The following is a 24,863-nucleotide window of genomic DNA, read 5'->3' as shown; positions in this document are numbered from 1 at the left end:
GAAACCAAAGGAGCACAGCGCATGATCAATTGCGGAATCATCGGCTTCGGCAAGATGGGGATGATCAGGGCCAAGGCGATCGAGGCTTCCGGGATCGGGCGGGTGAGTGCGATCTACGATGTCAGCCTGCCCGCTGCTCCATCCTATCCAGTGGCCGAGACGGCCGATGCCATCCTGCAGTCGCCCGACATCGACGCCGTCTTTGTCTGCACGCCCAATCACCTGATCCCCAAGCACTGCATCGATGCGCTGTGCGCCGGCAAGCATGTCTTCTCCGAGAAGCCGCCGGGTTTCAATGCAGCGCAGGTGGAGGCCGTGATCGAGGCCGAGCGTGCTGCCGGCGGCCGCAAGCTCATGTATGGCTTCAACCACCGCCATCATCGCAGCATCATGCGCATGAAGCAGATCGTCGACGACGGCGAGCTGGGCAAGGTGCTCTGGTTGCGCGGGCGCTACGGCAAAGAGGTGGATCCATCCTATTTCGACGGCTGGAGGGCCAATCCGGAGCTGGCCGGCGCCGGCATCTTGCTGGACCAGGGCATCCACATGGCGGACCTGATGCTGCAACTCGGCGGCGGCTTCGACGAGGTGCATGCCTTCGTCTCCAACCTCTTCTGGAAGATCGAGGGGATCGAGGACAATGTCTTCGCCATCTTCCGCAACAGCCGCACGGGCGCCTGCGCCTCGCTGCACTCCACCATGACCCAGTGGCGCTACCTGTTCTCGTTGGAGGTCTTCCTGGAGGGCGGTGCACTCATCTTGAACGGCCTCAAGACGTCCTCCGGTGCTTACGGGGACGAAATGCTTGCCGTCAAACGCAACCCCAGCCACCTGCAGGACGGCCGGTTCGAAGAGGAGGAGCAGATCACCTATCGGACCGACACCTCCTGGCAGTCCGAGATCGATCACTTCTTCGACTGCATCGAGCGGGACACCCCGGTCCTCTACGGCAACAGTCAAGATGCGCTGACGGTGATGCAGCTCATCGACCGGATCTATGCGGTGGACAAGCAGGAGAGGCCGGTGCCATGAGCGGTGATCTCGTTCTGAATCCCGTCAAGGTCAACGCGAAAGACCAGACCTTCCTGGAAAACTACTTCGCGCTCTACCGCCGGCTCCTGCTCGAGACCGACATCAAGCGCGAGCTGCTGGCGTTCCGCGATCTGTGCTTGGAGGTCAAGGCCCGAGGCAACAAGCTGATCTTCGCCGGCAACGGCGCCAGCGCCTCCATCTCGAGCCATGCCGCGACCGACTACACCCAGCATGGGAAGGTGCGCGCCATCACCTTCAACGACCACAACCTGATCACCGCCTTCGGCAACGACTACGGCTACGAGCACTGGGTCGAGCGCGCACTGGAGGTCTACGCCGACCCCGGCGACGTCGTGGTGCTGATCAGCTCCAGTGGCTCATCGCCCAACATCGTCAACGCCGCCCGCTATGCCCAAGCGCGCGATCTGCGCTGCGTTACCTTTTCCGGCTTCTCGGAGAACAATCCGCTGCGCGCCCTCGGACAGCCCGGGTTGTGGCTCGACTGCAACGCCTACAATGTCGTCGAATCCACACACCTGATCTGGATCCTGTTGGTGGTCAACCTGCTGGAAAACGACGACGGGGACGACGACTTCATCGAGCGTGGCCTCGCCACCATCGCCCAAGCATTGACGGCCCCAGAGCACCAAGGCGCATTGCTCGCCTTTCGCGACATCTGCCGCGAAGTCGCCCTGCGCTCCGGAAAGCTCATCTTTGCCGGCAACGGCGGCAGTGCCTCCATCGCCAGCCATGCCGCCACCGACTTCACCAAACAGAGCCGAGTGCGCTCCATCGCCTTCAACGACCACAACCTGCTCACCTGCTTCGCCAACGACTACGGCCTGGAGCATTGGATGGCCCAAGCGGTGGAAGCCTACGCCGAGCCCCAGGACGCCGTCGTCCTGATCAGCTCCAGCGGCCGTTCCGCCAACGTGCTCAACGCCGCCAACTTGGCCAAACATAAAGACCTGCCGATCATCACCTTCACCGCCTTCGACCCCCGCAACCCACTGCGCAAGCTCGGCAACGTCAACTTCTGGGCCGACAGCCACCACTACAGTATTGCGGAAGGGCTGCATTCGGCCTGGACGTTTTGTGTGGCGGATATGTTGGTGGGGAAGCCTATCTTCTAGTGTCATAGCCGGTATTGCATTACCAAGAAGAAAAATATGGCCATCTATTCGACAGCATTAAAAAAAGTAATCAATATATCGTTAAATCCCGTGCTATTGCTGCAAAAGCTAAATAGCATGAATAATAATATCAAGATAAGGAGGTTAAAGGGAATTCACAAAGGTGAAACGGCGATATTGATTGGGAATGGGCCTAGCGTAAAGTTTGAGGATCTAAATCGATTGTCTAATTATGTTACTTTTGCATGTAACAGATTTCACTTATGTTATGACGATACTACGTTTCGGCCAACTTATACGATCTCGGCAGACCCTCAAATGATCCGAGATTTTGGAGCAGAGATAGAAGAAAAGTCTTGGGGAAAGGTATTTCTATGCTCTCCCGCCTATCGAAAGCCAACAAAAGACACCTCGATCCATCTAAAATTAAATGGCAATGCCCCTTGGTTCAATTCACCCACAAAAGGCATAAACCCATCTGGCGCAACTTTGATAGTCGCGATGCAAATCGCATACTACATGGGGATCAATAAATTTATTCTTTACGGGGTTGATCATAAGTTTTCCTTCCAGCAAAACAAAAGCAAAACATCGATATTGGACTCAGCTATCGGCGGGGAAAATCATTTTATCCCAAACTACAGAAGCAATAAACCATGGTGTCCGCCAGCGACAGATGCGATTGAACAGGGATTTAAAGAGTGCGCGAGATTCTTGGAACAGCAAGATGGGTCTATCTTAAATGCAAGCAGACTATCACAACTCCCATTCATTGAAAGAGTCGATTTTGATTCAATCTTCTGAGGCATTAATGGGCCTCGATCATCCCTTCGCCCACAGCGGCCACCGAATGCGTCGTCAGGCCATCCTGGCCTGATGGAATCAGGGCTGGAAGCCCTGAGGACGCAAGGATCACCGGCAGTCTGGACCAAACGATGATCAAGGCCCATTAATGGGTTATTCTAAGTTTGGAAAACGGTACCGTGAAACTAGAATTAAGTAACGGATCCATACCACAAAATAATAATATTTTAGACTTACCTGAGGATTGGCCTTGCTCGTAACTCCGGCCATCGTGGCACGTGGCGCAGAGCGCCACGGGGCATGCGTGACACCGCGGAGCGGATGTCACGAGCGACTGATGTTTTGGGTAGCCGGTCTTACGAGCGATGCCTGAGGATTTGCCGCAGGCTCTTTTCAGAGTGTACTCAATGACATTGGTTTATGACATTTCCGTTCTCGGTATGGGGCAGTACCACAAAACCGCAAGAACGGGCATTTTTCGGGTCATCGAAAGCCTCGGTGAAGCGCTGGTTCGCCGTCGCGCCATCGACCGGTTGTCCGCCGGATCGGACCTGACGAGCTACTTTCGCTGCAAGGATTATCTCCGAGAGAACTCTGTCTTGCAGACCGTCGAGCTCATTGAGCCCTCGGTCAACCGCCTGGTCAGGGAAATCCTCGATCGATACTTGTCCGAGCGGATTCCCGCTTCGTCTACGTCGCTCGGGGCATCGTTTAGAACAAGGATTGGGAATCGGATCAAAAGGGAGTTACGGGCTGTTGACGCCCTTAATCTCCCCGCGTGGGATGACGTTGGTGTTTATCATAGTACGTTCTATCCGGTACCGGAGCCCATCGTCAACCTGAAGCACGTCAAGAAGGTCATTACGGTTTATGATCTGATCCCGATCAAGTTTCCAGAGTTTTGTCGAGCCGGTGCGATTGATATCGTGAAGAAGCAGATGGCCTCGATCGAGCCGGATACCTGGGTGACGGTCATTTCGGAATCCACGAAGGTGGATCTCTGCAGCTATCACGATATCGACCCCGCGCACGTTGTGGTGACGCCACTCGCGGCGGCCGCTCACTTTTCGCAGTGTACCGACGCTGACCGGATTGAGTTGATCAAGAAGGATCTCAAGATTCCGGAGGGGCGATATGTTCTGAGTCTATCGACTTTGGAGCCACGCAAGAATATCGCGACAACGATTCGATGTTTCGCAAAGGTGATCGAAGAGCTTGGGCAGACTGATGTATCTCTGGTTCTTGTCGGAACTCAGGGTTGGGATTTCCAAGATGTCCTGCAAGAAATCGATAACTCGCCGCGCCTTCGTGAGCGGATCATCGTCACCGGTTTTGTTTCGGACGAGCTTCTTTCCCCGCTTTACAGCGGAGCGAGCGTGTTTCTGTATCCGTCATTCTACGAGGGTTTCGGACTACCGCCGTTGGAGGCAATGCAGTGTGGTGTGCCGGTGATTACCTCGAACACCTCCTCACTCCCGGAGGTGGTCGGCGATGCCGGAATCATGCTCGCACCGAATGATGAGGAGGGGATCTGCCAGGCAATGGTTGAGCTTCTATCTTCGGATGATCGGAGGCAGGAATTGTCCGATCGGTCGCTCCGGCAAGCAAAGAAATTTAGTTGGGATCGAACTGCGGATCTGACGATGGACGTATATGCTCGCGCGATGCGGGAATAGGCGAGTCACTACAGTCCCGGAGAGCAGACTTTTTGTTTGCGTTTCGGACGCCTACATGTAGCACGTGTTCGAGGATGAACTCGTGACGTTTGTGCTTCTCACGTAAAATCGCCAGTGTCAGAGACCGGAGGCAATCGTTTGAAAACTGCTCTTGTATGTGGGATCTCCGGACAGGATGGGTCCCTGTTGGCTAGGCTTCTACTCGCGGCTGGCTATCGCGTCGTCGGAACGTCACGCGATGCTCAGATGTCCGGTTTCCGGAGTCTCGAGCGGTTGAACATACGCGACAGTGTCGAGATGGCGTCGATGACACTGACGGATTTCCGAAGCGTTTTGCAGGTCTTGGATCGGTTCGAGCCCGACGAGATCTACAATTTCGCCGGGCAAAGCTCAGTGGGGCTCTCGTTTGACGAGCCGGTGGAAACACTTCAGAGTCATGCGATCGGCACGTTGAATCTGCTTGAGGCAATCCGGTTTCTAGGCGCTGACTGCCGTTTCTACAATGCCGGTTCAGGTGAGTGCTTCGGCGATACCGGCGGGAAGCCTGCAAATGAGGAGATGCCGTTCTATCCTCGGAGCCCCTATGCCGTAGCGAAGTCGGCTGCTTTTTGGGAAGCCGTAAACTACAGAGACGCCTATGGGCTGTATGTGTGCTCGGGGATCCTCTTCAATCACGAGTCCCCTTTACGCCCCGAACGTTTCGTGACAAGGAAGGTGGTACGCGCGGCTTCCCGGATCGCAAACGGATCTAGGGAGCGTCTCACGCTCGGTAACCTTGCCGTCAAGCGTGACTGGGGATGGGCGCCCGAATACGTCGACGCGATGTGGCGGATGCTCCAACAACCATCACCCGACGACTATGTGATCGCCACCGGCAAGAGCAACAGTTTAGAAGAATTCGTTGCTGAGGCGTTTGCGTATGTCGGATTGGACTGGCGAGAGTATGTTTCCGAGGACCGGAGCCTCTATCGTCCGGCGGAGATTTTAGAGAACCTCGGCGATGCAAGCAAAGCGAGATCAGTTTTGAAATGGACCGCTGAGACTCTAATGACGGATGTAGTTCGAAAGATGGTCGATGCGGAAATGAAAGGAGATGTCGCATGGCTTTGAAGTTCGGAAAGCACAGTCGGCTTTGGCCTATGAGTCTTTTTTCGGAGCCGATTGAGGATTGGGGTCGAAAGACTCGCACTTCGAGTGTGAGGAAAACAAGTGTTGGACCTACAATAGCGTGGGCGAGAAACGGGAATTGAAGGCAGCGAGCAATCAGATGAAGTAAGTCTTTGGTCACCAAGTGTTTATGTTTCAGGCCGTGGGAGGTATCAGTCGCTCGATATCAGAGGTGGCGGCGGAGCGGCCTCGCTCGCAAGACCGGCTACCCAAACCGACAGTTGCTCGTGACCCCCGTTCTGCGGTGTCAGGTATGCCCCGTGGCGCTCTGCGCCACGTGCATTGATGGCCGGAGTGACGAGCAAAGCCCGGCGGAGCTATCATGTCGGGCGATATATCGGTATCGATCATTGCTCCGCTCCATATTAACGAGCATGTAGGTTCTGGATGCCTTTAAAGATTCTCATTGACGGTTTGATCTTCGACGGCTACCCGCACGGCGGGATCGCCAGGGTCTACCGCGAGCTACTGCCGCGTGTCGCCGATCGGAATCCGGATTTCGATATTCGGGTGGTTTATAGCAGCGCTGTTGACCTCGGGTTGCCGCCGCATCCGCGACTCAGAGGGTGGCGTTTCAGGCATTACAGACCATCGCGAGTTTTTGCGAGTGTCAATCAGATCCGAAGACGTCGTTTCGACAATGGGCTCATCAACTGGCAACCCGATATCTTTCAGTCGACCTACTACACGAAATCACCGATACGCAATCTAAAGACCTTAACCATGGTCTATGACCTCATCGATCAGCAGTACCCTTTCTTGATGCCGAATGGACCGGGTTTCGTTTCGAGACAGGCGGAGGTCACGCGTCAGGCGGACGAAATTGTCTGTATCTCGCACGCGACAGCCGAACGGGCGATCGAAAAATTCGGTCTCGATCACAACAGAACACACGTGATTCATCTCGACGCGAGTCCCGTGTTTCGATCGATTGAAGTGGAGTCGAAGGCTGCATTCAGGAAGCGCTACACTTGTGGGAAGCCTTTTTTTCTCTTCGTGGGATCGACGACCTCCTATAAGAATCTGGGTGTCGTGCTTCGTGCCTTCGGGCGGTTGCGGGACAAGACCGATCATTGGCTGGTGATCGCGGGACACTCTCTGCAGCATCTTGAGGCGCACTGGTTCGATGTGGCGATCAGCGCCGGGGTCGAGGACCGTATTTGTCGACTCGTGCACCCGGATGACGAGTTGCTGTGCAAGGCGTACAACGCTGCGGATGCCTTTGTGTTTCCTTCGCTGCAGGAAGGCTTCGGGATCCCGCTGGTCGAGGCGATGCGCTGCGGCGCACCGGTCGTCGCGTCGGACATTCCGGTGTTCCGGGAGATCTGTGGAGATGCTGCGCTTTTTTTTGACACCCATGATCCAGAGTGCCTCGCTAATGGCCTCTTGGAGGTGTGTCGTTCAGAGGTCCGAGATCGACTGGTACAACTGGGGTTCGTGAGAGCCGGGTGTTTTTCCTGGGATAAGGCCGCGGAGCAGCTCGGGCAGATTTACAGACGCTTGGCGAACTGAGAGTTGGCGAGTGGCATGGGCTAGACGCCGGGGTTCACCAAGCAGCGCTTTGGGGGGCCGCGTTCCCAAGCGGAGAGACTGTGCAATTATTCTGCGTAGGCTGGGGTGAGGGACGAACCCCAGCATCCCCCGCTCCGTAAGGCAATGAAATGCTGGGGTTCGCAAGCTCACCCCAGCCTACATTCGAACGCCGATGAGTGGTTGGGCGAATACTTGCCCGATCTCTCCGCTTGGGAACCTGGTCCGAGAAGCGCTGCTTCCCGTATCTGAACGATGTCTGCCGTGGTGACGGCGGGATATGTGATATGCGGTTGACGGAACGACAACGAGAGGTGATTCGAGAGGCCGGGCTGCGTCACTTCGGGGCCGTGCCTTGGCTCTTCGGCTCGCGTTTGAACGACGCGGGACGCGGAGGCGACATCGATTTGTATATCCCCGGGGACTGGTCGGCCGAGGCATCCGTGCCGCGGCGGATGCGCTTTTGCATGGAATTGAGACAGGGGCTCGGCGATCAAAAAATCGATGTCGTGGTCGGCAATCGGTCGCAATCCTCGATCCAAAGCCACGCGCAAGCAACGGGAGTACCGGTATGAGAATGACCCATGAGTATCAGCTCAGTCCGGCTGAGTTGGTGGTGACGCTCCGAATCGCGTTCGACATGGTGGCGGAAATGGCGGCAGTGGTCACCTCGTTGAGCCAACCGCGTACCGCTTGAGATATGTTTGTTGTCTTGCCGTAAGGCGAATTCCGGAAACCTTCATGCCAAGGGCGTAGGTTGTGCCGAGCGTGCGAGGCACAACCAAGCGTAGGCGCAAGTTGTGCTTCCTATCGTCAGCACAACCTACGGGTATGGAAGTTTGCAGAAATCGCCTAAGTGCATGATCGTGTTTACGTAGCGGTTGGGCGAGGACTTCAAGACGGGTCAATCCGGAAACGGCGAATGTCGCATCGACCTGTGTAACCAGGGGTGAAGCGAGGGTGAAGGCGTCCGATCAAGCCGCTGTCCTTGATATCCATGCCGGTCCGCCCCGCCCATTGCCGACAATCCGGTCTGACCGTTGGCGGCCGTCCATGGTCCGCACAGCGGACCCTACGGGTTGTACGGGTTCCCAAGCTCCGAGATTGTGAAAGAATTCGCCGTAGGCCGGGGTTCGTCCCTCACCCCAGCCTACGCAGAATAATTGCACAGTCTCGGGGCTTGGGAACGAGGGTGAAACGAGGGTGAATGCGTCCGATCACGCCGCTGTCCTCGATATCCATGCCGGTCCGCCCCGCCCATTGCCGGCAATCCGGTCTGACCGTTGGCGGCCGTCCATGGTCCGCACAGCGGACCCTACGGGCCTTCTGTCCACCGGGCTTCTTGCCGCCGCGCTCGCGCCGCGTGCGCGGCGGCGGTTTCTTGAACGGAGGATCCGAGGATGGGGGCTTGCTGGCGTTGTGGCTATCCTTGGCCAAGCGCGCTTCCAGCTCGCGGATGCAACGGAGCAGCTCGGCGATCTGTTTTGCCTGCTCGGCGTTCTGCGCCCGCAACTACGCCATCTCGGCATCTTTGCTGTCGAGGCGATCGGTTGTCGATGGCGGCTTAGGAATGTTGCAAACTTACATCCCTAGTGCTGCGCTGTGGAAATCCCGAGACCATTCTCGTTGCTCAAGCGGCAAGGGGTTTGCCCTGATAGGTCCAGCGAAACGGCTTGGCCAAGGTGGCGTTGAAGACATCGATGAACGCGGACATCTTCTTTTGCAGATCCTCAACCGAGGTGAAGCTGCCGCGACGAATGACCTTGCGCGCGAGGATCGAAAACCACATCTCGATCTGGTTGAGCCACGAGGCATGTTTCGGGGTGAAATGGATCACGATGCGATGGCTCGGGTCGCGTAGGAATTTCTCGCGCGTCGCCACCGACTTGAGGATGCCGCATTTGCCCTTGACGCCGAGATCGCCGGTGAAGCCGATGGCCTCGGCGACGAGGCGCACTACCGCTTCGGAGACGTGGATGTTGAGGTTGTCCATGATCAGGTGCCAGTGCGTGGCGGCGTCGCGGCTGGCGAGCAGCTCGAGGAGCCACTCGGCGAAATCCACCTCGGTGCGGGTCGGTCCGAGGCGATAGGTGACCTGGCCGGTGGCGACATCGAAGGATGCGATGAGGGTCAAGGTGCCGTGACGGATATATTCGAACTCGCGTCGCTCCGCCCGCCCCGGGCGCATCGGCAGGGTCGGGGCCGCCCGCTCGAGGGCCTGCACCCCGGTCATTTCGTCGATGCTGCGCGTCTGGATCCCCGCGGCTGCACGCTCGGGCGCCAAGCGGTCGGTCTCGCAGACATCGCGGCATTTCTCCTCGAACTGCGCATCGCGCGGGCTGTTGATCCAGCCGCGGGTGCGATGCGGCTTCAGATCGACCTCGCGCAGAAAGCGACCGATCGAGTGGGAGGAGATCTCCGTGACGATGCCGCGCGCGATCGCCTCCTCGGCGAGGGCGGCGTGGGTCCAGTGCGTGATGGGCAGGCCGGCATCGCTCGGGTTCTCGCAGGCCAGCGCGATGATCGCGCAGATCTGCTCGGGCGTGAACGTCGCCGGCGTTCCCGGACGCGGTGCGTCGGCCAGTCGCTCGCGGAACGGCTGGCCCGCGGTGGCCGTCCAGCGGGCACGCCAACGCTGCACGGTGGCACGCCCGAGGCTCAACCGCTCGGCGGTTTCGCGCACACCCGCGCCGTCAGCGCCGAGCAGAATGATCCGCGCCCGCATCACGAGGCTCTGCGGCGCGCTGTGCTGGCGCACGATGGCCTCGAGACGGCGGCGGGGCTTGTTGGTCAGGTCAATGGGGGCAGCAGTACAGCGGGCCATGGCGAACGCGTCGACACCAGTAAGGATGAACATGGCCGTTATGTTACCGTGTACACTTCGCAAACGGTATCAGGATTTCCACTCTGCAGCACTAGGGGTTTGTTTAGCAGGAGCACCTGAACAGTTATCAATTGCCGCTCGCTCGCACCGATTACGCCGACTTGTCGTCGCCTTCGATACACGGGATCTCGCGCAAGGAATCGCTCGGGCGATCGGTGATGCTAATCACCGTGCGTCTTGATCGGCTGCGGCGGCCCGCATCATTGCTCAGGCGCGCATTAGTGAGGCGGCTATCAACAGCCGCTATGCCGGGCTGCATCAGCGCGTTTTGTCGCGCGGTGAGGCTTCAGCGCTATCACTCGCGGGCGCAGTTCCGGTAGCCGGCGCCGCCATGCACGACCCGCGATTGCCCGCGCCAGGCGTACCGATTGCGCGACGAGCAGGCGCTGCTTTCCGGGTGTGCGTGGCGCAACGCGGCGCTGTGTGTGCGGCATTCTTTATGGGAGTTCGGCAACACGCTGGACGAGACAGGAACGAGAGGCCTAATTGCCTCGGGAGGAACGATGACTGATGAGCGTTCAAGCCACAGTTCATGGCCTGGCATTGAGACGCTGCCAATTCCGCCAAGTGGTCGGACCGGGTGGCCTTGGACAGTGGGGACGCCAGCGGTGGATGTGGCGGGCACGCCGTGGCCACGGATATCGGTGGTGACGCCTTCTTACAATCAGGCTGGGTTTCTGGAGGAGACACTTCGTTCGGTCTTGTTGCAAGGGTACCCGGCGCTTGAGTATTTTGTCATCGACGGCGGCAGTACTGATAGCAGTATCGAGATCATTCGTCGCTATGCGCCCTGGCTGACGGGCTGGGTGTCTGAGCCTGACCACGGACAGACGCATGCGATCAATAAAGGGTTTGCGCGGGCCACGGGAGAAATCTTTTGCTTCTTGAACAGCGATGATACGTTAGAGCCAGGTGCGCTGTTTGCCGTGGCGCGTGCATTTCAGGCCGCACCGGGGGCGGCGATAGTGATCGGGGCCTGCGAGGTTTTTGATGAGGTGAAGGGTACTCAGCGCCTACGGCAGGGGCGTTGGCATGGGACTGCGCGCGGGTTTTTGCCTGTGTTGTCGCTTGGATTCGCGCAGCAATCTTCGTTCTGGCGTGCGGAGCTATACCGTGCGCTGGGTGGCTTTGATGAAACTTTCCACTATTCATTCGACCGGGAGTATTTTTTGCGCGCGGCGCTGCATGGTGCACAGGCTGTGACGATTGATCAAGTGTTGTCGCGGTTTAGGTTGCACGGTTTGAGCAAGACCGGGCATCAAGGGCGCGGCTTCGTCGAAGACTCGCGCCGGATCATTGTTGCGCACGGGGTCGCCTGTGGTCTGGTGAAGCGCGAGCAATGGCGGGCGGTGATGGATGTGGACTTGTTATTGATGCGCTCGCTGTTTTGGGAACTGTTTAGTTCGTCCGGTCTGTTGCGGGCGAGTCTGACTTGGGCAAGTCATGGGCTACGCAAGCCGGCATTGCTTTTGGAACGTCGGTTTGTGACATTGCCGGTGGAGGGGGTCAATTCACGCCTTATCTCACTGTTCCGCCGCCTGCGCGCGTCGACGGCTCGACTGTGACTGCGGGCGGTGGTAAGGCCGCGAGGTCGCCCGAACTGGTCTCGGTGATCATCCCCAACTTTAACGTCGCACGCTGGGTGGGGCGTGCGATTCGCTCGGCGTTGGCGCAGACCGGCGTACCAGTGGAGGTCATTGTCATTGATGATGGCTCCACCGATGACAGCTTGGCCGTGATCCGTGAGTTCGGCGAGGCGATTCTCTGGGAAAGTGGGCCTAATCGGGGAGCCTGTGCGGCGCGCAATCGCGGACTGGCGCTGAGTCGTGGAGCATACCTGCAATTTCTCGATGCCGATGATGAACTTCTGCCGGGTAAGCTGGCGCATCAGGTCGCTTTGCTGGCCTCCGGGGGTGAGGCGGCCGGTTTCGTGGCCGGGGCATTCAAGCGCGTAGACACTCGCGGCATGGTGAGGGTGGTGCGGCCGTCGAGCGGCGATGCTTGGACAGCTCTCATCGAAGGCGGAGGTGCGCTTGGTAATACTTGCTCGAATCTCTGGGTGCGCTCGGCATTGATGGCGGCGGGAGGCTGGAATCTGCGCTGGCCTGCCAGCCAAGAGGCAGAGCTGATGTTTCGTCTTTTAGCGGCCGGTGCGCGTCCATGTGTGGATCCGCTACCAATGACACAGGTGTATGCTCAGCCGGACTCGATCTCCAACTCCAGCACTCACCCAGTGTGTTCACCAAAGGCATGGCGCTGTTGGACGGAAATCCGCATCGAAATTCATGAGTACCTGCGCCGCACCGGACAATGGGAGCAAGCCCGCCGGGATGTCTATCAGATGAAAATGATCTCTCTCGCAAGGCTTTACTCCCGGCAAGACCCTGTAGAGGCGCAACGGATGCTGCACCGGGCTCTAGGGCGGGAGCGTCTGGCGGTGCGGCGGCCCCACCTGCTGTATCGGCTCGCATTCAACTTTGCCGGCTTCGGCTTTGCCGAGTGGGTGCGTGCAGTGTATGGACACGGGCGAGGTATGATCAAGCCCACATCGTTACCCACATCTCCGCTCCCCATGATCCGCTGCGGGGCGGGGGCTGGACACAGAACCGCTGAGCTGGTGAAATTGTCCCCTCGTCAACCGCAGGGGGCAAGGTACAGTGAGCGAGCAGAGGCCGGAGAAACTGTGTGGGCGGGCGTTGAGCGCAGCCGATCTGGAGGTGATCCGAGAGGAGATCGGCCGTGCCGAGCCGGCGAACCGTGCCGAGATTGCCCGGCGGGTGTGCCGGGCCCTGGAGTGGACGAACGCGCTGGGTGAGCCGAAGCTGATGAGCGCCTGGGTGGGGCTGTTGCAGGCTGCACCGGGCGGGCCTGATCGAGCTGCCGGCACCGCGCTGGGGCAATGGCAATGGGCGCGCACTGACGCACGCGGCGGTGCTGTGGCCGCCAGCAATCGCTTTGGACGGGCGGGTGGATGCGCTCTCGGGTGTGCGCCTGAGCGTGGTGTGCGAGAAGGCGGCTTCGCGGTTATGGAACGGTCTCGTCGATCGCTACCACTACCTCGGCTACAGTCCGCTGCCGGGGGCGCAGATGCGCTACCTGATCGAATCGGATCAAGGTCTGCTCGGCGCCCTGGGCTTCGGGGCGGCGGCCTGGAAGGTCGGCGTGCGCGATGCCTGGATCGGCTGGGACCGGTTGCAGCGCGAAGCGCGCCCGGGCGCGGTGGTGAACAATGCCCGCTTTCTGCTGCTGCCGTGGATTCGCGTGCAGCACTTGGCCTCCAAGGTGTTGGGGCTCGCGGCACGGCGGGTGGGCACCGATTTTGCCGAGCGCTACGGCGAGCGGCCGGTGCTGCTGGAGACCTTTGTGGAGTTGGCGCGCTACCGCGGAACCTGTTACGCGGCGGCCAATTGGCAGTACCTGGGCGAGACGCAAGGGCGGGGCAAGTGCGATGTCACCCATCGCGCGACGTTGCCGCGCAAGGGCGTCTTCGTCTACCCGCTGCGCGCGGACTTCCGCCGCGCCTTGGGGGTGGCGGCATGAGCGCGCTGGTGGCGGAGTTGGCGGACATCGATCTGGGTGACGTGCGGCTGAATCGTCGCGCGCGGCGGGTGCTGCAACGCTTGGGGGAGAAACCGACGCTGAGTATCCCGAGCGCGTGTGGCGGTTGGGGCGATACCCGTGCGGCCTACCGGCTGTTTGATCATGCCGCGGTCAGCGCCGAGGCGGTGCTCGCTCCGCACTACTGCCTGCACCGTCGAGCGGATACGCGAGCACCCACGGGTGCTGTGTATCGAAGACACCTCGGAGCTCGACTACACCGGCAAGAACGATATCCAGGGCCCGGGGCCGCTCAACTATGAAAGCCCGCCGGGGGCTGTACCTGCATCCCACCCTGGCGGTCACCCCCGATCGGTTGGCGCTGGGCCTGCTCCATGCCCACACTTGGGTGCGTGAGCCCGGCAGCCTCGCCCAGCCCAAGGACGCCGCTCGCCCGATCGAAGAGAAGGAAAGCCTGCGCTGGATCGACGGCTTCGCGCGGGTGAACGAACTGGCCGAGCAACTGCCCGAGACGCGCCTGACCTATCTCGCCGATCGCGAGGCCGACATCTACGAGCTGTTCGTCGAGGCCCCGTGCCCGGACACCGGTGCCGACTGGCTGGTACGCGGCCAGCACGACCGCGTCCTCGGCAAGGACGCCGAGGGCAATCCCGAGACCTTACGCCAGCGTTTAGACCAGGCCCCGGTGCTCACCGAAACCTGCTTCGATCAACCCGGCGGCAACGGACGCACCGCCCGCACCGTCCACCAGCAGATCAAGGCCGTGCGTCTGAAGCTGCCGGCCCCGTATCGGCGCGATCGCAAGCTGGCCGAGATCGAGATCACCGCTATCCTCGCCACCGAGCTCCAACCGCCACCCGGTGAGGACCCCGTCGAATGGTTGCTGCTGACCAACCTGCCCGTGACCACGCCCGAGCAAGCGCTGGAGAAAATCAGTTGGTACCTGTGCCGATGGCAAATTGAGATTTTTTTCAGAATCCTCAAAAGCGGCTGTCGTATCGAAGAACTGCAGCTGGAGAAGCGCGAACGTCTCGAGCCGGCACTGGCGTTCTACATGATCATCGCCTGGCGCGTGCTGTTGCTCACCATGCTCGGACGCGACTGTCCCGAGATGCCTTGCGATGTCGTCTTCGATCAGGCCGAATGGCAGGCGGTCTACCTGGTGACCCAACGCAAGCCGCCACCCGAGACCCCGCCGTCGCTCGATCGGATGGTCCGCATGGTCGCCGGCCTCGGCGGCTTCCTCAACCGCAAGCGTGACGGTTTCCCCGGACCCCAGACGATCTGGATCGGACTGCAGCGGGCTGCCGATTTCGTGCTCGCTTTGGAGGCCCAGCGCATTGCCGACGGGGAGAGTTGTGGGTAACGATGTGGATCAAGCCTGGGTCCTGATGTGCCTCTTGCGGATGCAGGTTTCGGTTGCTCGCGGGCTCGTAAACGCCTTTCTTTTTATCCAAACGGTTCTCTGAATCTCAAAATAATCCCATGCCGATCATCGTAACTCAGTGTCCGATCTGCGGTGATGCTGCCCTGCGTCAGTTGAGGACGGCAGCCTACCGAGACGAGCCCCCTTATGGACGACGCTCTTCGCCTAAACCATATGTTGCTCGCCGAATGCGTGTACTGTTTGATCTATGGTTCCCAGGAACCAGCAGGGTGGAGCTTACCTAGTTTATGCCTCGCTCCATATCGGCAACACCACACGAGATAAACAGAACCGGAGTCTGGAATTCGCCGAGACTACACGGCGACAATTTTCGGAAATCTGAGCCTGAGGAAAAGGTGCCCGATTCTCTTGCAGGTCAAAACCTGATATGGTCTCGGATCCTGATCATTAATTTTACACAAGGCGGTGCCTGTGAAAGTGTTTTTCATTTCGCATGGTTTTCCACCAATGCGTCATAGTGGAACATTTAGAAGTGAAGCGTTTGTTCGATACCTGCCGGAGTTCGGAATAGAACCTATCGTTTTTACCGCCAACGAAGTCGTTTCGTTTCCAATCTACGATGCCGGGAGAGCCGACCACTCAGTTGATGCGGCCATCACTCCGAAGGTTATCCGATGCAACTGGCGTAATGAAAGGCCGGAGCATACAGGGGTGCGGGAAGTCTTGGCGCAGGGCTTACGTTTTCCTCTTGTAAATACTCTCGTAGTGCAGATACAGCGCTCGATATTTGCGGCGAGCGTAGGAGAGTATGCACTACGATGCGTTCGGAGTTTCTCTCCGTCGGTGATTTACGCCTCTTCGCCACCTGTAGATACGATTGTTCTCGCTCGTTATCTTTCTATAAAAACCGGACTACCATACATCTGTGATCTTCGCGACCCATGGACCTATTTTTACACTTCAAAGTATAGAAGCTATCTAGATTTTCTACTTGAGCGCGCCTATGAGCGCTGGGTGTTGAAGAATGCTGCTTGGGTGATTTCCAATACAGAGCAGGCGAAGCGTCAACTTACACATCGGGTTGGAATCAAAGCGTCGAACATTCACGTCATTCCAAATGGATACGATCCAAAAGAGTTTGAGCAGCCAAGTCGCACTGCGGCGCTCGAGCATAACCACTTCAATATCGTCTACACTGGACTGCTATCGCCATTCGTACCTCAGTCGCGAGCCACAAGCCGTGCGATGATCAAGTGCTTGCTGGGTTTGGATTATAGGCCGGTAGACTGCAACCAGAATCATCGCTCGCCTTATTTCTTTCTGCGGGGACTCTCCCTCTTGGTCGATCGTCATCCAACACTTAGACAGCGGATTCGATGTCACTTTGTCGGTGCGTTCGATTCTCTACTGCTTGCACAATTAAACTCGTTTGAATTTCCGGAAATGCTCCAAGTGCATGATGCAATGACTCAGGCTGATGCGAATGAGATCTGTAAAGCGGCGGATCTGCTTCTGCTTTTACAGTTGTCGATGAAAGTTGGTGGCAAAGCGGAATGCGCTGCAGTTCCCGGGAAGCTTTTCAATTATCTGCGCACTGGAGTGCCGATTCTCGCGCCAATGGAAGACAATGACGCCGCAGAGATAATCAGAGTTAGGCGTGCTGGATATGTTTGTCCACCTGAGGATGTTAACGGGATCGCCTTTCATCTGGAGCATGAGTTCAATGATTGGCAAGAAAGCCAAGGCAGAATGAACCGAGATCACCCAGTGCCGGACGCAGTTGGCGAGTTCGATCGGCGCTCTCTTACAGGACGTCTTGCGGGCTTGTTAGAGAGTGCAGCTATAAAAGGACAAGGATTGTGAGTGCGGAGCAAGTTGCGCTTAGGTTGGGAATCGAAGGCAACGCGCTCGACGATGGAATCGGAGAGCTTTGGGCCCTTGGCGATGGTTTGCAGAATTTGGTGTCTGTCATCGTACCCACCTACAACCGTGCCGGTCTGATCACGGAGACGCTCGACTCGGTCTTTGCTCAGTCTTATCGGCCAATCGAACTGATCGTTATCGATGATGGTTCTCTTGATGAGACGGTTGCGGTCGTCCGTGCTTGGGTTCAGGGACACGAGGGCGATGAGTGTTTTCTGACGCGAATCTTCAAACAGGACAATGCTGGTGCGCCGGTTGCCCGCAATCTTGGAACACTGAAATCCTCCGGAGAGTTCATTCAGTATCTGGACTCAGATGACACGCTTCATCCGGAGAAGGTCGGGCTACAGGTGGCAGCACTGCAGGCGGGACCGCATCTGGATTTTGCCTATGGCCCGGTGGCGAAGTTGGAGCAGCCATCGCATGTTGTGTATTGCCAGTCGGAGATGAGCCAGCGGCGCATGATTCTTAAGCATCTTGTGGTGCCAACGTTGCAGACGATGAGTCCATTGATGCGCCGAGTGATGGTCACGAGGGTTGGGGCATGGAACAAGGTTCTGCCTCCCGCTGATGATTGGGAGTTTTATTCCCGAGCGGTGGTCATCGGCTTCAATGGAGTTTATGTTCCAAACGCGTTTTCCTACTACCGTGCGCACGGCGGAGAACGCTTGACAAGCCACAGTCGGATAACCCAGTTCGTTCGCGGACGCTTCGGTCAGATCGAGAGCATGCTCGCCCATGCGCCGCCGGCACTTGCCGCGGATCGTGAATTTCAGGTAACAGCCGCGTGGCAGCTTCTGATCAGCGCCGCTCAGTTTGTAACGAAAGGCTGGGACGGTGACGACGAGGCACGCTACCAGCTAGCGATGACCATCGGCAAACGTGGTTTAGTGGTTTCGGTCGCGCGGGGAACACTGATGGTGCGACGAATTTTCGGTCGTCGCTGGGCTGCACGTCTCTTGTTGTCGTTGCCTTGGGTCTACTATCGTTGGACTGGGTTGAGGGGGCGGTGGCGGGGTCGAAGTAACATGATCGAGGATCGTTTTTGTTTGTAACTTGGCATTCTCTATGTTTCTAACGATATCAGCTTACGGAATTGTGATTGCTTCGAGCGCGGCTTTTTCGTGGGCGCCAGTATAGTGATCCCGTTTCACGCAAAGTTGGATGAAGCGGAAGCTCTGCTCTGGTCTTTTTGCAAGCGAGTGTATGAGCGAAACTGGATTGCTGAGCACGGACTGACTGACCATGGCACAGCGAGAGTTCGAAATCCAACGCCATGCCAGGAGGTTGGGCGAGATAAATTGTGCCCTTTGTGCCAGTAAGGAGTCGGACTGCAATGCTAGAAGACGTGTCCGCATCGATAGCCTACCAATCGCCACCTGATCGCTCACCCCCGAATGAAGTGTCCGCGACCGTCGACCGCTGTCGGGCGATGCCTGACAGCAGCATCCAGCCATGCAAAGTGTTGCTTTTGGTCTCGGGATTGATGTATGGCGGAGGCCAGCGGGTTGTCATCGATTTAGCCAATGCTGCGCGACGCGCCGGGCTAGACGCGCGTGTTATCCTACTCGGGTACCAGACCAGGGAATTCGATCGCTTCGCACCTGCGGTTGTCGATTATGACGGTCAATATAATCGCCTTTCGAGCCTGCTGGGGACAGCCTGGCGTCTGCGCAGGGAACTGAGGCGTCAGGGATCGGCGATATTGCACACCCATGGCTGGGATGCGGACATCATCGGTTGGCTTGCTAGCTTCGGTTTGCCGATCATTCGCATCGTCCATCTGCACGTCACGCCAGATTGGATTGGTTCGGCGAGGGTCAAGCATCGGGTGCGTAGGGCCCTCACACGGGGAGCCCTTGGATCGGCGGGGACAGTCATTGCGGTCTCCGATGCTGTTCGTGCGCACTGGGCTGCGCACTTCAACATCCGAGATCAACGATTCGTCACGATCCATAACGGAGTGGATATCGCATCCTTCGCGCCGCCAGTGTCCACCGCCGTGGCGCGGCAGGTCCACATCATCGGGGTGGCGGCGCGGCTGGCGCCGATGAAGGGGATCGAGTACCTCATTGACGCCTTGGCATTGATGCATCGCCAGGGGGTTTCCCTGACCTGCCGGATCGCTGGAAAAGGAGAATCGCGTGCCGCCCTGGAAGAACGGTGTTTGGCCCGTGGGGTGTCGGATCGGGTCCACTGGCTGGGGCATCTAGAGGATATGAAAGCGTTTTACGCTGGGATAGATGTATTCGTCCTCCCTTCAGTCTCAACCGAGGGTTTGCCTTTGGGAATATTGGAGGCCATGGCCTGCGGGGTGCCCGTCTTGGCGACTCGGGTTGCGGGTGCGCCCGAGGCAGTGCGCGACGGAATTGATGGTCAACTCGTGCCGCCACGTGACGCAGAGGCTCTAGCGAATGGCCTGACGCAACTCTTAGCGGACTCTGAGCTACGGGCGACTATGGGGCGCGCGGGCAGGGAGAGGGCCGAGTGTTCTTTTTCTACGGAGCGTTTTGCAGGTGAGGTTTTCGCGCAGTACCGGTCAATCTGGGGGCACGGCTGCTCAGGAACGGCAAGTAGCAAGACAGGGCTTCCATGAGATCACGCGCAGCAACAGGCGTGAATGGTCGTATCGATGTGCTCGGTCCCGCACCGGCCGATCGCATATTGGGCGATAGTTGGTACGCACAATCAGTGCAGGGTCTTTGCAGGCGGTTAGACGACGAAATCAACGCGTTACGCCCAAGATGGCTACAGCGCGTGACTCGACACCCTGGGGTGGCAAGAGGTTTATTGTTTTGGTTCATTGGGGCTCGTTTTGATTATGTCGTGACCACCCAGCGGTCTCGAGGGACGCTCGCGCTGGTCGCTTTAGATGCCTTGTTGGGAAGACGCAGGGTTATCCTGTTCGAGTTCATGCCTGCCCCTGTACGCGGGCACGGATGGCGCGGCCTTATTGACCGACTAAGGCATAGGGTTTGGAGGATCGCGTTGAAACGAGTACTCTTAGCCGCGCATGTTCTGACGGAAGGTGAGCGGTTGCTTTATTCAGAGCGTTTTGGTGTCGCACAAGAACGTTTTTTTTGTCTCCCCTGGCCTTTGAAAAGGGCCGAGGATCCTACGCCTGCGTTTCGTCGGGCGGCAATAAAATCTGTGGTTTCATCCGGACGCATGTTTTGTGATTGGGTCACATTGCTGAAGGCTGCTGAAGGGGCGGATTGGGATCTAACGATCATATGTGCCGAAGAGGCTCGGCCAGTGGTTGAAGTCATGGCGCAACGCGTAGGCGCACGCGTTTTGAGCAATGTGTCCCTGGAGGAGCATCAGCAACTATTAGCGCGTGCGAATGTTTATGTGATAAGCCTTCATGAAGCGCACATCTCTTCCGGGCAAATTCGCGTCATGAACGCCGTGAGGGCGGGAGTCCCAATCGTTGCAACTAAGGTTCTGGGGCTTGAAGGATATCTCAAAGATGGAAAGACAGCCGTGTTGGTGAATCCGGGTGATACAGGCGCGATGAGGAGAGGGATCGACTGTCTTCTGAGGAATCCTGATCGCGGTGTTCGGCTTGCTGAGACCCTTTGGCATGAAGCTTCGATGCAGACCTTTGAACAGTACCTTGATGCGCTCAAACAAACGGTCCATCGAATTCTTTTCATGAACCATGGCAGGGTGTCGAACTGAGGCGAGTGTGATGCATTTTCCCAAGAAGTTGTTGAAAGGTGTATTGAGCGAGCGGGCGGTAGCACTAGCGCGTCGACACTTCTCGCCGATTCTTTCGCGAGTCTACGCGGGAAATCTTCACGCGCTCGCAGCCATTTGGCGCTGTGATAAGGAGGGTTTACATAGTTACGCCAACCATTACCAAAAGCATTTCCAGTCACGAAGACACGCGCATCTAAATCTGCTTGAGATTGGCATTGGCGGGTATAACCACCCAACTAAGGGGGGCGCATCTCTTCGAATGTGGAAATACTATTTCCCGAATGCTCAGGTCCATGGGATCGATATCTACGATAAGAAATCGCTCGAGGAACACCGGATCACCATCCATCAAGGCAGCCAAGAAGACGAGAGCTTTCTGCGGGAAGTCGTTGAAAATATGGGATCGTTGGACATTGTGATAGATGACGGAAGCCACATTAACACTCATGTCATCAAATCGTTCGAGGTCTTATTCCCTTTGCTTTCAGAAGGCGGGATCTACATTATTGAGGATATGCAGACGGCATACTGGCCCTCCTACGGTGGGAAACTATCGCCCAAGGACCCTGGATACTCTATGGTCGACTTCTTAAAAGAAAGAATTGACGGGCTCAATCACTTGGATTTCTTGATCGAAGGCTATGCCCCGACTTTATTCGATAAGAATATTTCCGCAATGCATTTTTATCATAATCTTTGTTTTATCGAGAAGAGTAAGAATAGAGAAGTTGCGCACTGGACAGAGGATAAAGAGGCACTGAGGACGCCCATGTGAAGGTTGGTATGTGGTCTGCAATAGGGCGAGTCGGTTCCTACGCCACCGGCGTAGGGAAGCATGTACTACGCATGTCTATGGGGCTAGCAGCGCGGCCGGGTTGGCGAGTGTCCTTTGTCATGTCGTCCGACCTTTGGGTGGAAGAAGCGCGCAGGACTGAACAGTCGGAAATGGATGCGTTGCCAAGCATTCAGCTGCCGTTACCAAGGCGTTTACTCGAACTACTGTGGCGCACTGTCCATGTACCGTCCATCGATCGCTGGCTGGACGGCGCCGATTGGCTCTACTGCCCAAAAGAGCTCTACGTCCCAGTCCGGCACGCACGTTCTGCCGTGACGGTTCACGATGTCTACCGGCTGGAACCGGAGTACCGCCATCTGCATCGTCGCCAGCTTTGGCGCTGGCGTTGGCTGCTGGAGCGCGCGGTCAACGAGGCGGATCTTGTCTTGGCTGTGTCGGAGTTCACCAAGTCGCGGCTCGTTGACCTGCTGGCGGTGCCGGCGGAGAAGATCCGCGTGGTCGGCAACGGCGTGGACGAGGGCTTTTTCGAGATCGCCACCGCGGATTCTGCGCGGGTGACGCCCTATCCGAAGCAGCGCTACGTGCTGTCCGTCGGCGGCGTGACGCATAAAAAGGGGGGGCACGCATTGCTGGCGGTCGCCGATGCGCTGGGGCAGGTCGCCCCGGATCTGCGCCTCTTGGTGACCGGACCTGTCGCGCCCGAGTTTCAAGGGCGGCTCAGCGCAACCCCGAACCTGGTCTCGCTGAAGCGGGGCTTTCCAGACGCCGACATGCAACGCTTGGTGCGCGGGGCTGAGGTGGCGCTGATGCTCTCTGAATACGAAGGTTTCGGCATCCCGGCCTTGGAAGCTATGGCTGCGGGGGTTCCTGTCGTCGCAGCGCGGCGCGCGTCGCTGCCCGAGGTTGTGGGAGATGCTGGTCTCTTGGTTGATCCGAACAAGGCAAAGGAGATCGCCGACCTGATCTACGATCTCTGTGTTGACTCCGCGGACCGAACAGACTTGATCGCGCGTGGCCGCGACAGGGCGGCCGGCTACCGATGGTCTGGATGCGTGGATCGTTTGTGTGCGGCAATGGAAGAATACACTCCCGGTCGTGCGACTGGCTCTGATGGACATCGATCAGTCGCCGATGGCTGATCCTCCGCCCATGCGAATCCAGGTCGCCCAGATCGGCGCGCGACGCCACTATGCGGTACCGCGTGCCCTGGCAACTCAAGGCGCCTTGGAATCCCTGATCACCGATGCCTGTGCCGAGATCCCCCCGTGGCGGTGGCTCGATCGGCTGTGGTCGGCGTCCGGGCGGCCCCGCGGGCTGCGTCGGCTGTTGGAGCGTCGCCTCCCGGAGGTACCGCGCTCGCGGATCAGCGGTCTGCCGCTCTTCGCGCTCTCGAACGTCTGGGACCGCCGGGGGGGGGAATCCGACACTGACCGATGGGCACGGCGCAATGCGGCCTTTTGCCGGGCGGTCATTCGGTCCGGTTTCGGCCGCGCCGATGCAGTCTATGCCTATAACGGCGCGGCGCTGGAGATCTTCCAGGCGGCGCGCGCACAGGGTTTGCGAACAGTGCTTGACCAGACCGCCGCGCCCTGGCGCTGGAATCGCGAGCTGCTCGAGGAGGAGCGGCGGCGCTGGCCGGGCTGGGAGGATCAGCCAGCGGAGATCGACCGCTCGGGACGCCTGGCCGAGCGTGAAGAGGCGGAGTGGGCGTTGGCGGACCGGATCATCTGCGGCTCGGCTTTCGCGCGCGACGCCCTGGGCGAGCTGGGCGGTCCGGTTGACCGCTGTGCCGTGGTACCCTATGCCGGGTATCGCCTACCAGCAGCGGGCGTCGACCGTCGGACACGGCGCACAGACAACGAACTGCGCGTGCTCTTCGTCGGCACCCTGCAGTTGCGCAAGGGTCTGCCCTATCTGCTCGAGGCCCTGCGTCAGCTTGCGGACCTACGGCTGAAAGTGCGGCTGGTCGGGCCTTCGCGGCTGTCGGATTGGGCGATGCGCGAGCTTGGCCGGTGGTGCGAGATCGTCGGCCCGGTGGCGCGTGACCAGGTCGCGGCGCACTACGCCTGGGCCGATGTGTTCGTGCTGCCGACACTCTCTGAGGGCTCGGCCAACGTGGTCTATGAGGCAATGGCGGCGGGGCTGGCGGTGATCACCACCCCACATGCCGGTTCAATGATTCGGGACGGGGTCGAGGGTCTTCTGGTGCCGATTCGAGATGGCGAGGCGCTGGCGGTGGCACTGACACGTCTTATGGAGGATCAAGGGTTGGGGTCACGTTTGGGTGAGACGGCGCGCTCTGCTCTCGCCGAGGTGGATCCGGCGGTATATGCCGATCGACTCATTAAGGAAGTCCTGGAGACCTGATGTCGACAGCGGATGTGGTCTTCGTGTTACCTGGAGCATCCGCTGCCGACATCGAGCAGTTTCGCGGGCTGGATGTGGACCGGAATTGGCAGTGTTTTGTCGATGGTGTGTCGGCTTGGATCGTGCAGACCTATCTGTTGTTGCGCGACGCTGGCTATCCGGTGAGCCTAGTCTCGGACTTCTCGCGAGAGGCCTTAAAAGTCGCCCACGTCGTTTCGTTGTCCAGACGATCGCGGCCGCGGGGCTGTTTCGTCGTTGGCGTGCGCGCGGACTATCCGTCCAACCCCTGGTGCGCGGCTCACGTGGTCCAGAACAAGACTCAGGCAGGGAAGTCTGCGATCTGGATACCCCATTGGCCTCAGCCGGGCATGATTCCGCGCGATCCTTCGCGGGGATCGCGGGTCGAGACGATCGGGTATTTTGGACGGGACATCAACCACTACACGCGCCTCTTTCACCGTCCTTCGGGATGGTTCAAGGTTAGGCACACACTTGAGCGGATCTGCGACAATCTCGGATTGCGACTGGTGACCAGAGGACCGGATTGCTGGAACGACTATCATGATGTCGATATCGTCGTCGGTTTGCGTGATTTAGGATCCGCGACATACGACACAAAACCGCCCACGAAGTTAATCAACGCCTGGCTTGCCGATGCTGTTTTCATCGGTGGAAACGACTCTGCGTATCGCCAGATCGGACAGGGGGATTTGAATTATCTAGTGGCTAGCACTCCTTGCGAGGTCCGCTCGCGACTTGAGTGGCTCTGTAATAACTCTGATGATTATAGCAGGATGATTCTCGATGGAGCGGAAAGCGTGACAGCTTATCAACGGTCAAGTGTGCAGCAGGCATGGATCGCTGCTCTCAACACTCTGCGGGGCATCGGAAGCTGATGCTCGCT

At 58.4% G+C, this 24,863-nt stretch carries 20 protein-coding genes and 2 pseudogenes; 20 read left to right on the top strand and 2 right to left on the bottom strand.

The window, feature by feature from the left end; translation table 11 throughout:
* Nucleotides 1-21 precede the first annotated feature (21 nt).
* The 8 genes from KFB96_RS06480 to KFB96_RS26435 all read left to right on the top strand — a co-directional run bounded on the left by KFB96_RS06480 (nt 22) and on the right by KFB96_RS26435 (nt 8,039).
* Nucleotides 22-1,032, top strand: coding sequence for a Gfo/Idh/MocA family oxidoreductase (locus KFB96_RS06480; protein ID WP_213465519.1), 1,011 nt, complete (start codon nt 22-24; stop codon nt 1,030-1,032).
* Nucleotides 1,029-2,165 (top strand): SIS domain-containing protein, encoded by a 1,137-nt coding sequence (locus KFB96_RS06475; protein ID WP_213465520.1) that lies wholly within the window; start codon nt 1,029-1,031, stop codon nt 2,163-2,165. The genes KFB96_RS06480 and KFB96_RS06475 overlap by 4 nt, the downstream gene beginning before the upstream one ends.
* Before the next feature lie 36 nt (nt 2,166-2,201).
* A complete protein-coding gene (locus KFB96_RS06470; protein ID WP_213465522.1) occupies nt 2,202-2,969 on the top strand; it encodes a 6-hydroxymethylpterin diphosphokinase MptE-like protein in 768 nt (255 codons plus the stop codon).
* A gap of 407 nt (nt 2,970-3,376) precedes the next feature.
* Nucleotides 3,377-4,645, top strand: a complete 1,269-nt coding sequence (locus KFB96_RS06465; RefSeq protein ID WP_213465524.1) for a glycosyltransferase family 1 protein — start codon at nt 3,377-3,379, stop codon at nt 4,643-4,645.
* A gap of 114 nt (nt 4,646-4,759) precedes the next feature.
* Nucleotides 4,760-5,755, top strand: coding sequence for a GDP-mannose 4,6-dehydratase (locus KFB96_RS06460; RefSeq protein WP_300971347.1), 996 nt, complete (start codon nt 4,760-4,762; stop codon nt 5,753-5,755).
* A 444-nt stretch (nt 5,756-6,199) separates the two neighbouring features.
* A complete protein-coding gene (locus tag KFB96_RS06455; protein WP_213465528.1) occupies nt 6,200-7,324 on the top strand; it encodes a glycosyltransferase family 1 protein in 1,125 nt (374 codons plus the stop codon).
* A gap of 305 nt (nt 7,325-7,629) precedes the next feature.
* On the top strand, nt 7,630-7,917 hold the full coding sequence (locus KFB96_RS06450) for a nucleotidyltransferase domain-containing protein (RefSeq protein ID WP_213465530.1): 288 nt from the start codon (nt 7,630-7,632) through the stop codon (nt 7,915-7,917).
* A complete protein-coding gene (locus KFB96_RS26435) occupies nt 7,914-8,039 on the top strand; it encodes a hypothetical protein (protein WP_300971346.1) in 126 nt (41 codons plus the stop codon). The genes KFB96_RS06450 and KFB96_RS26435 overlap by 4 nt, the downstream gene beginning before the upstream one ends.
* Nucleotides 8,040-8,668: 629 nt before the next feature.
* On the opposite strand, the pseudogene KFB96_RS26430 reads toward KFB96_RS26435, so the two are convergent.
* Both KFB96_RS26430 and KFB96_RS06440 read right to left on the bottom strand, forming a co-directional pair.
* Nucleotides 8,669-8,854, bottom strand: a pseudogene (locus KFB96_RS26430) (DUF6444 domain-containing protein); the annotation flags it as partial.
* 118 nt (nt 8,855-8,972) lie between these two features.
* Entirely contained in the window at nt 8,973-10,199 is a 1,227-nt protein-coding gene (locus KFB96_RS06440; RefSeq protein WP_300971345.1) for an IS630 family transposase, read from the bottom strand.
* 530 nt (nt 10,200-10,729) lie between these two features.
* Between KFB96_RS06440 and KFB96_RS06435 the strand changes: the two genes are divergently transcribed.
* From KFB96_RS06435 to KFB96_RS06385, 12 genes and pseudogenes are all read left to right on the top strand, one after another.
* The gene (locus KFB96_RS06435) at nt 10,730-11,791 is read left to right on the top strand and encodes a glycosyltransferase family 2 protein (RefSeq protein ID WP_300971788.1); all 1,062 of its coding nucleotides are present in this window, start codon (nt 10,730-10,732) and stop codon (nt 11,789-11,791) included.
* A 44-nt stretch (nt 11,792-11,835) separates the two neighbouring features.
* On the top strand, nt 11,836-13,041 hold the full coding sequence (locus KFB96_RS26425) for a glycosyltransferase family A protein (protein WP_300971344.1): 1,206 nt from the start codon (nt 11,836-11,838) through the stop codon (nt 13,039-13,041).
* A 152-nt stretch (nt 13,042-13,193) separates the two neighbouring features.
* Nucleotides 13,194-13,766 carry a Druantia anti-phage system protein DruA gene (locus tag KFB96_RS06430; protein WP_367115030.1) on the top strand — a complete coding sequence of 191 codons (573 nt, stop codon included), beginning with the start codon at nt 13,194-13,196 and terminating at the stop codon, nt 13,764-13,766.
* Nucleotides 13,767-13,792: 26 nt separating this feature from the next.
* Nucleotides 13,793-15,150, top strand: a pseudogene (locus tag KFB96_RS06425) (IS4 family transposase).
* Nucleotides 15,151-15,642: 492 nt separating this feature from the next.
* The gene (locus KFB96_RS06420) at nt 15,643-17,034 is read left to right on the top strand and encodes a glycosyltransferase (protein ID WP_213465539.1); all 1,392 of its coding nucleotides are present in this window, start codon (nt 15,643-15,645) and stop codon (nt 17,032-17,034) included.
* Entirely contained in the window at nt 17,031-18,149 is a 1,119-nt protein-coding gene (locus KFB96_RS06415) for a glycosyltransferase family A protein (protein ID WP_213465541.1), read from the top strand. The genes KFB96_RS06420 and KFB96_RS06415 overlap by 4 nt, the downstream gene beginning before the upstream one ends.
* Before the next feature lie 281 nt (nt 18,150-18,430).
* Entirely contained in the window at nt 18,431-19,690 is a 1,260-nt protein-coding gene (locus tag KFB96_RS06410; protein ID WP_213465543.1) for a glycosyltransferase family 4 protein, read from the top strand.
* Nucleotides 19,691-20,082: 392 nt separating this feature from the next.
* Nucleotides 20,083-20,775 carry a glycosyltransferase gene (locus KFB96_RS06405; RefSeq protein WP_213465544.1) on the top strand — a complete coding sequence of 231 codons (693 nt, stop codon included), beginning with the start codon at nt 20,083-20,085 and terminating at the stop codon, nt 20,773-20,775.
* Between the two features lie 10 nt (nt 20,776-20,785).
* On the top strand, nt 20,786-21,571 hold the full coding sequence (locus KFB96_RS06400) for a class I SAM-dependent methyltransferase (protein ID WP_213465546.1): 786 nt from the start codon (nt 20,786-20,788) through the stop codon (nt 21,569-21,571).
* Between the two features lie 8 nt (nt 21,572-21,579).
* Nucleotides 21,580-22,731, top strand: a complete 1,152-nt coding sequence (locus tag KFB96_RS06395) for a glycosyltransferase family 1 protein (RefSeq protein ID WP_300971786.1) — start codon at nt 21,580-21,582, stop codon at nt 22,729-22,731.
* Complete coding sequence (locus KFB96_RS06390) at nt 22,724-23,959, top strand: glycosyltransferase family 4 protein (protein WP_213465550.1); 1,236 nt, start codon at nt 22,724-22,726, stop codon at nt 23,957-23,959. The genes KFB96_RS06395 and KFB96_RS06390 overlap by 8 nt, the downstream gene beginning before the upstream one ends.
* The gene (locus KFB96_RS06385; protein WP_213465552.1) at nt 23,959-24,855 is read left to right on the top strand and encodes a hypothetical protein; all 897 of its coding nucleotides are present in this window, start codon (nt 23,959-23,961) and stop codon (nt 24,853-24,855) included. The genes KFB96_RS06390 and KFB96_RS06385 overlap by 1 nt, the downstream gene beginning before the upstream one ends.
* Nucleotides 24,856-24,863 lie beyond the last annotated feature (8 nt).

The organism is Thiocapsa sp. (assembly GCF_018399035.1).
Lineage (GTDB): Bacteria > Pseudomonadota > Gammaproteobacteria > Chromatiales > Chromatiaceae > Thiocapsa.
The sequence above is the reverse complement of the archived record's forward strand: the minus strand, read 5'-3'. Positions and strand labels throughout refer to the sequence as shown.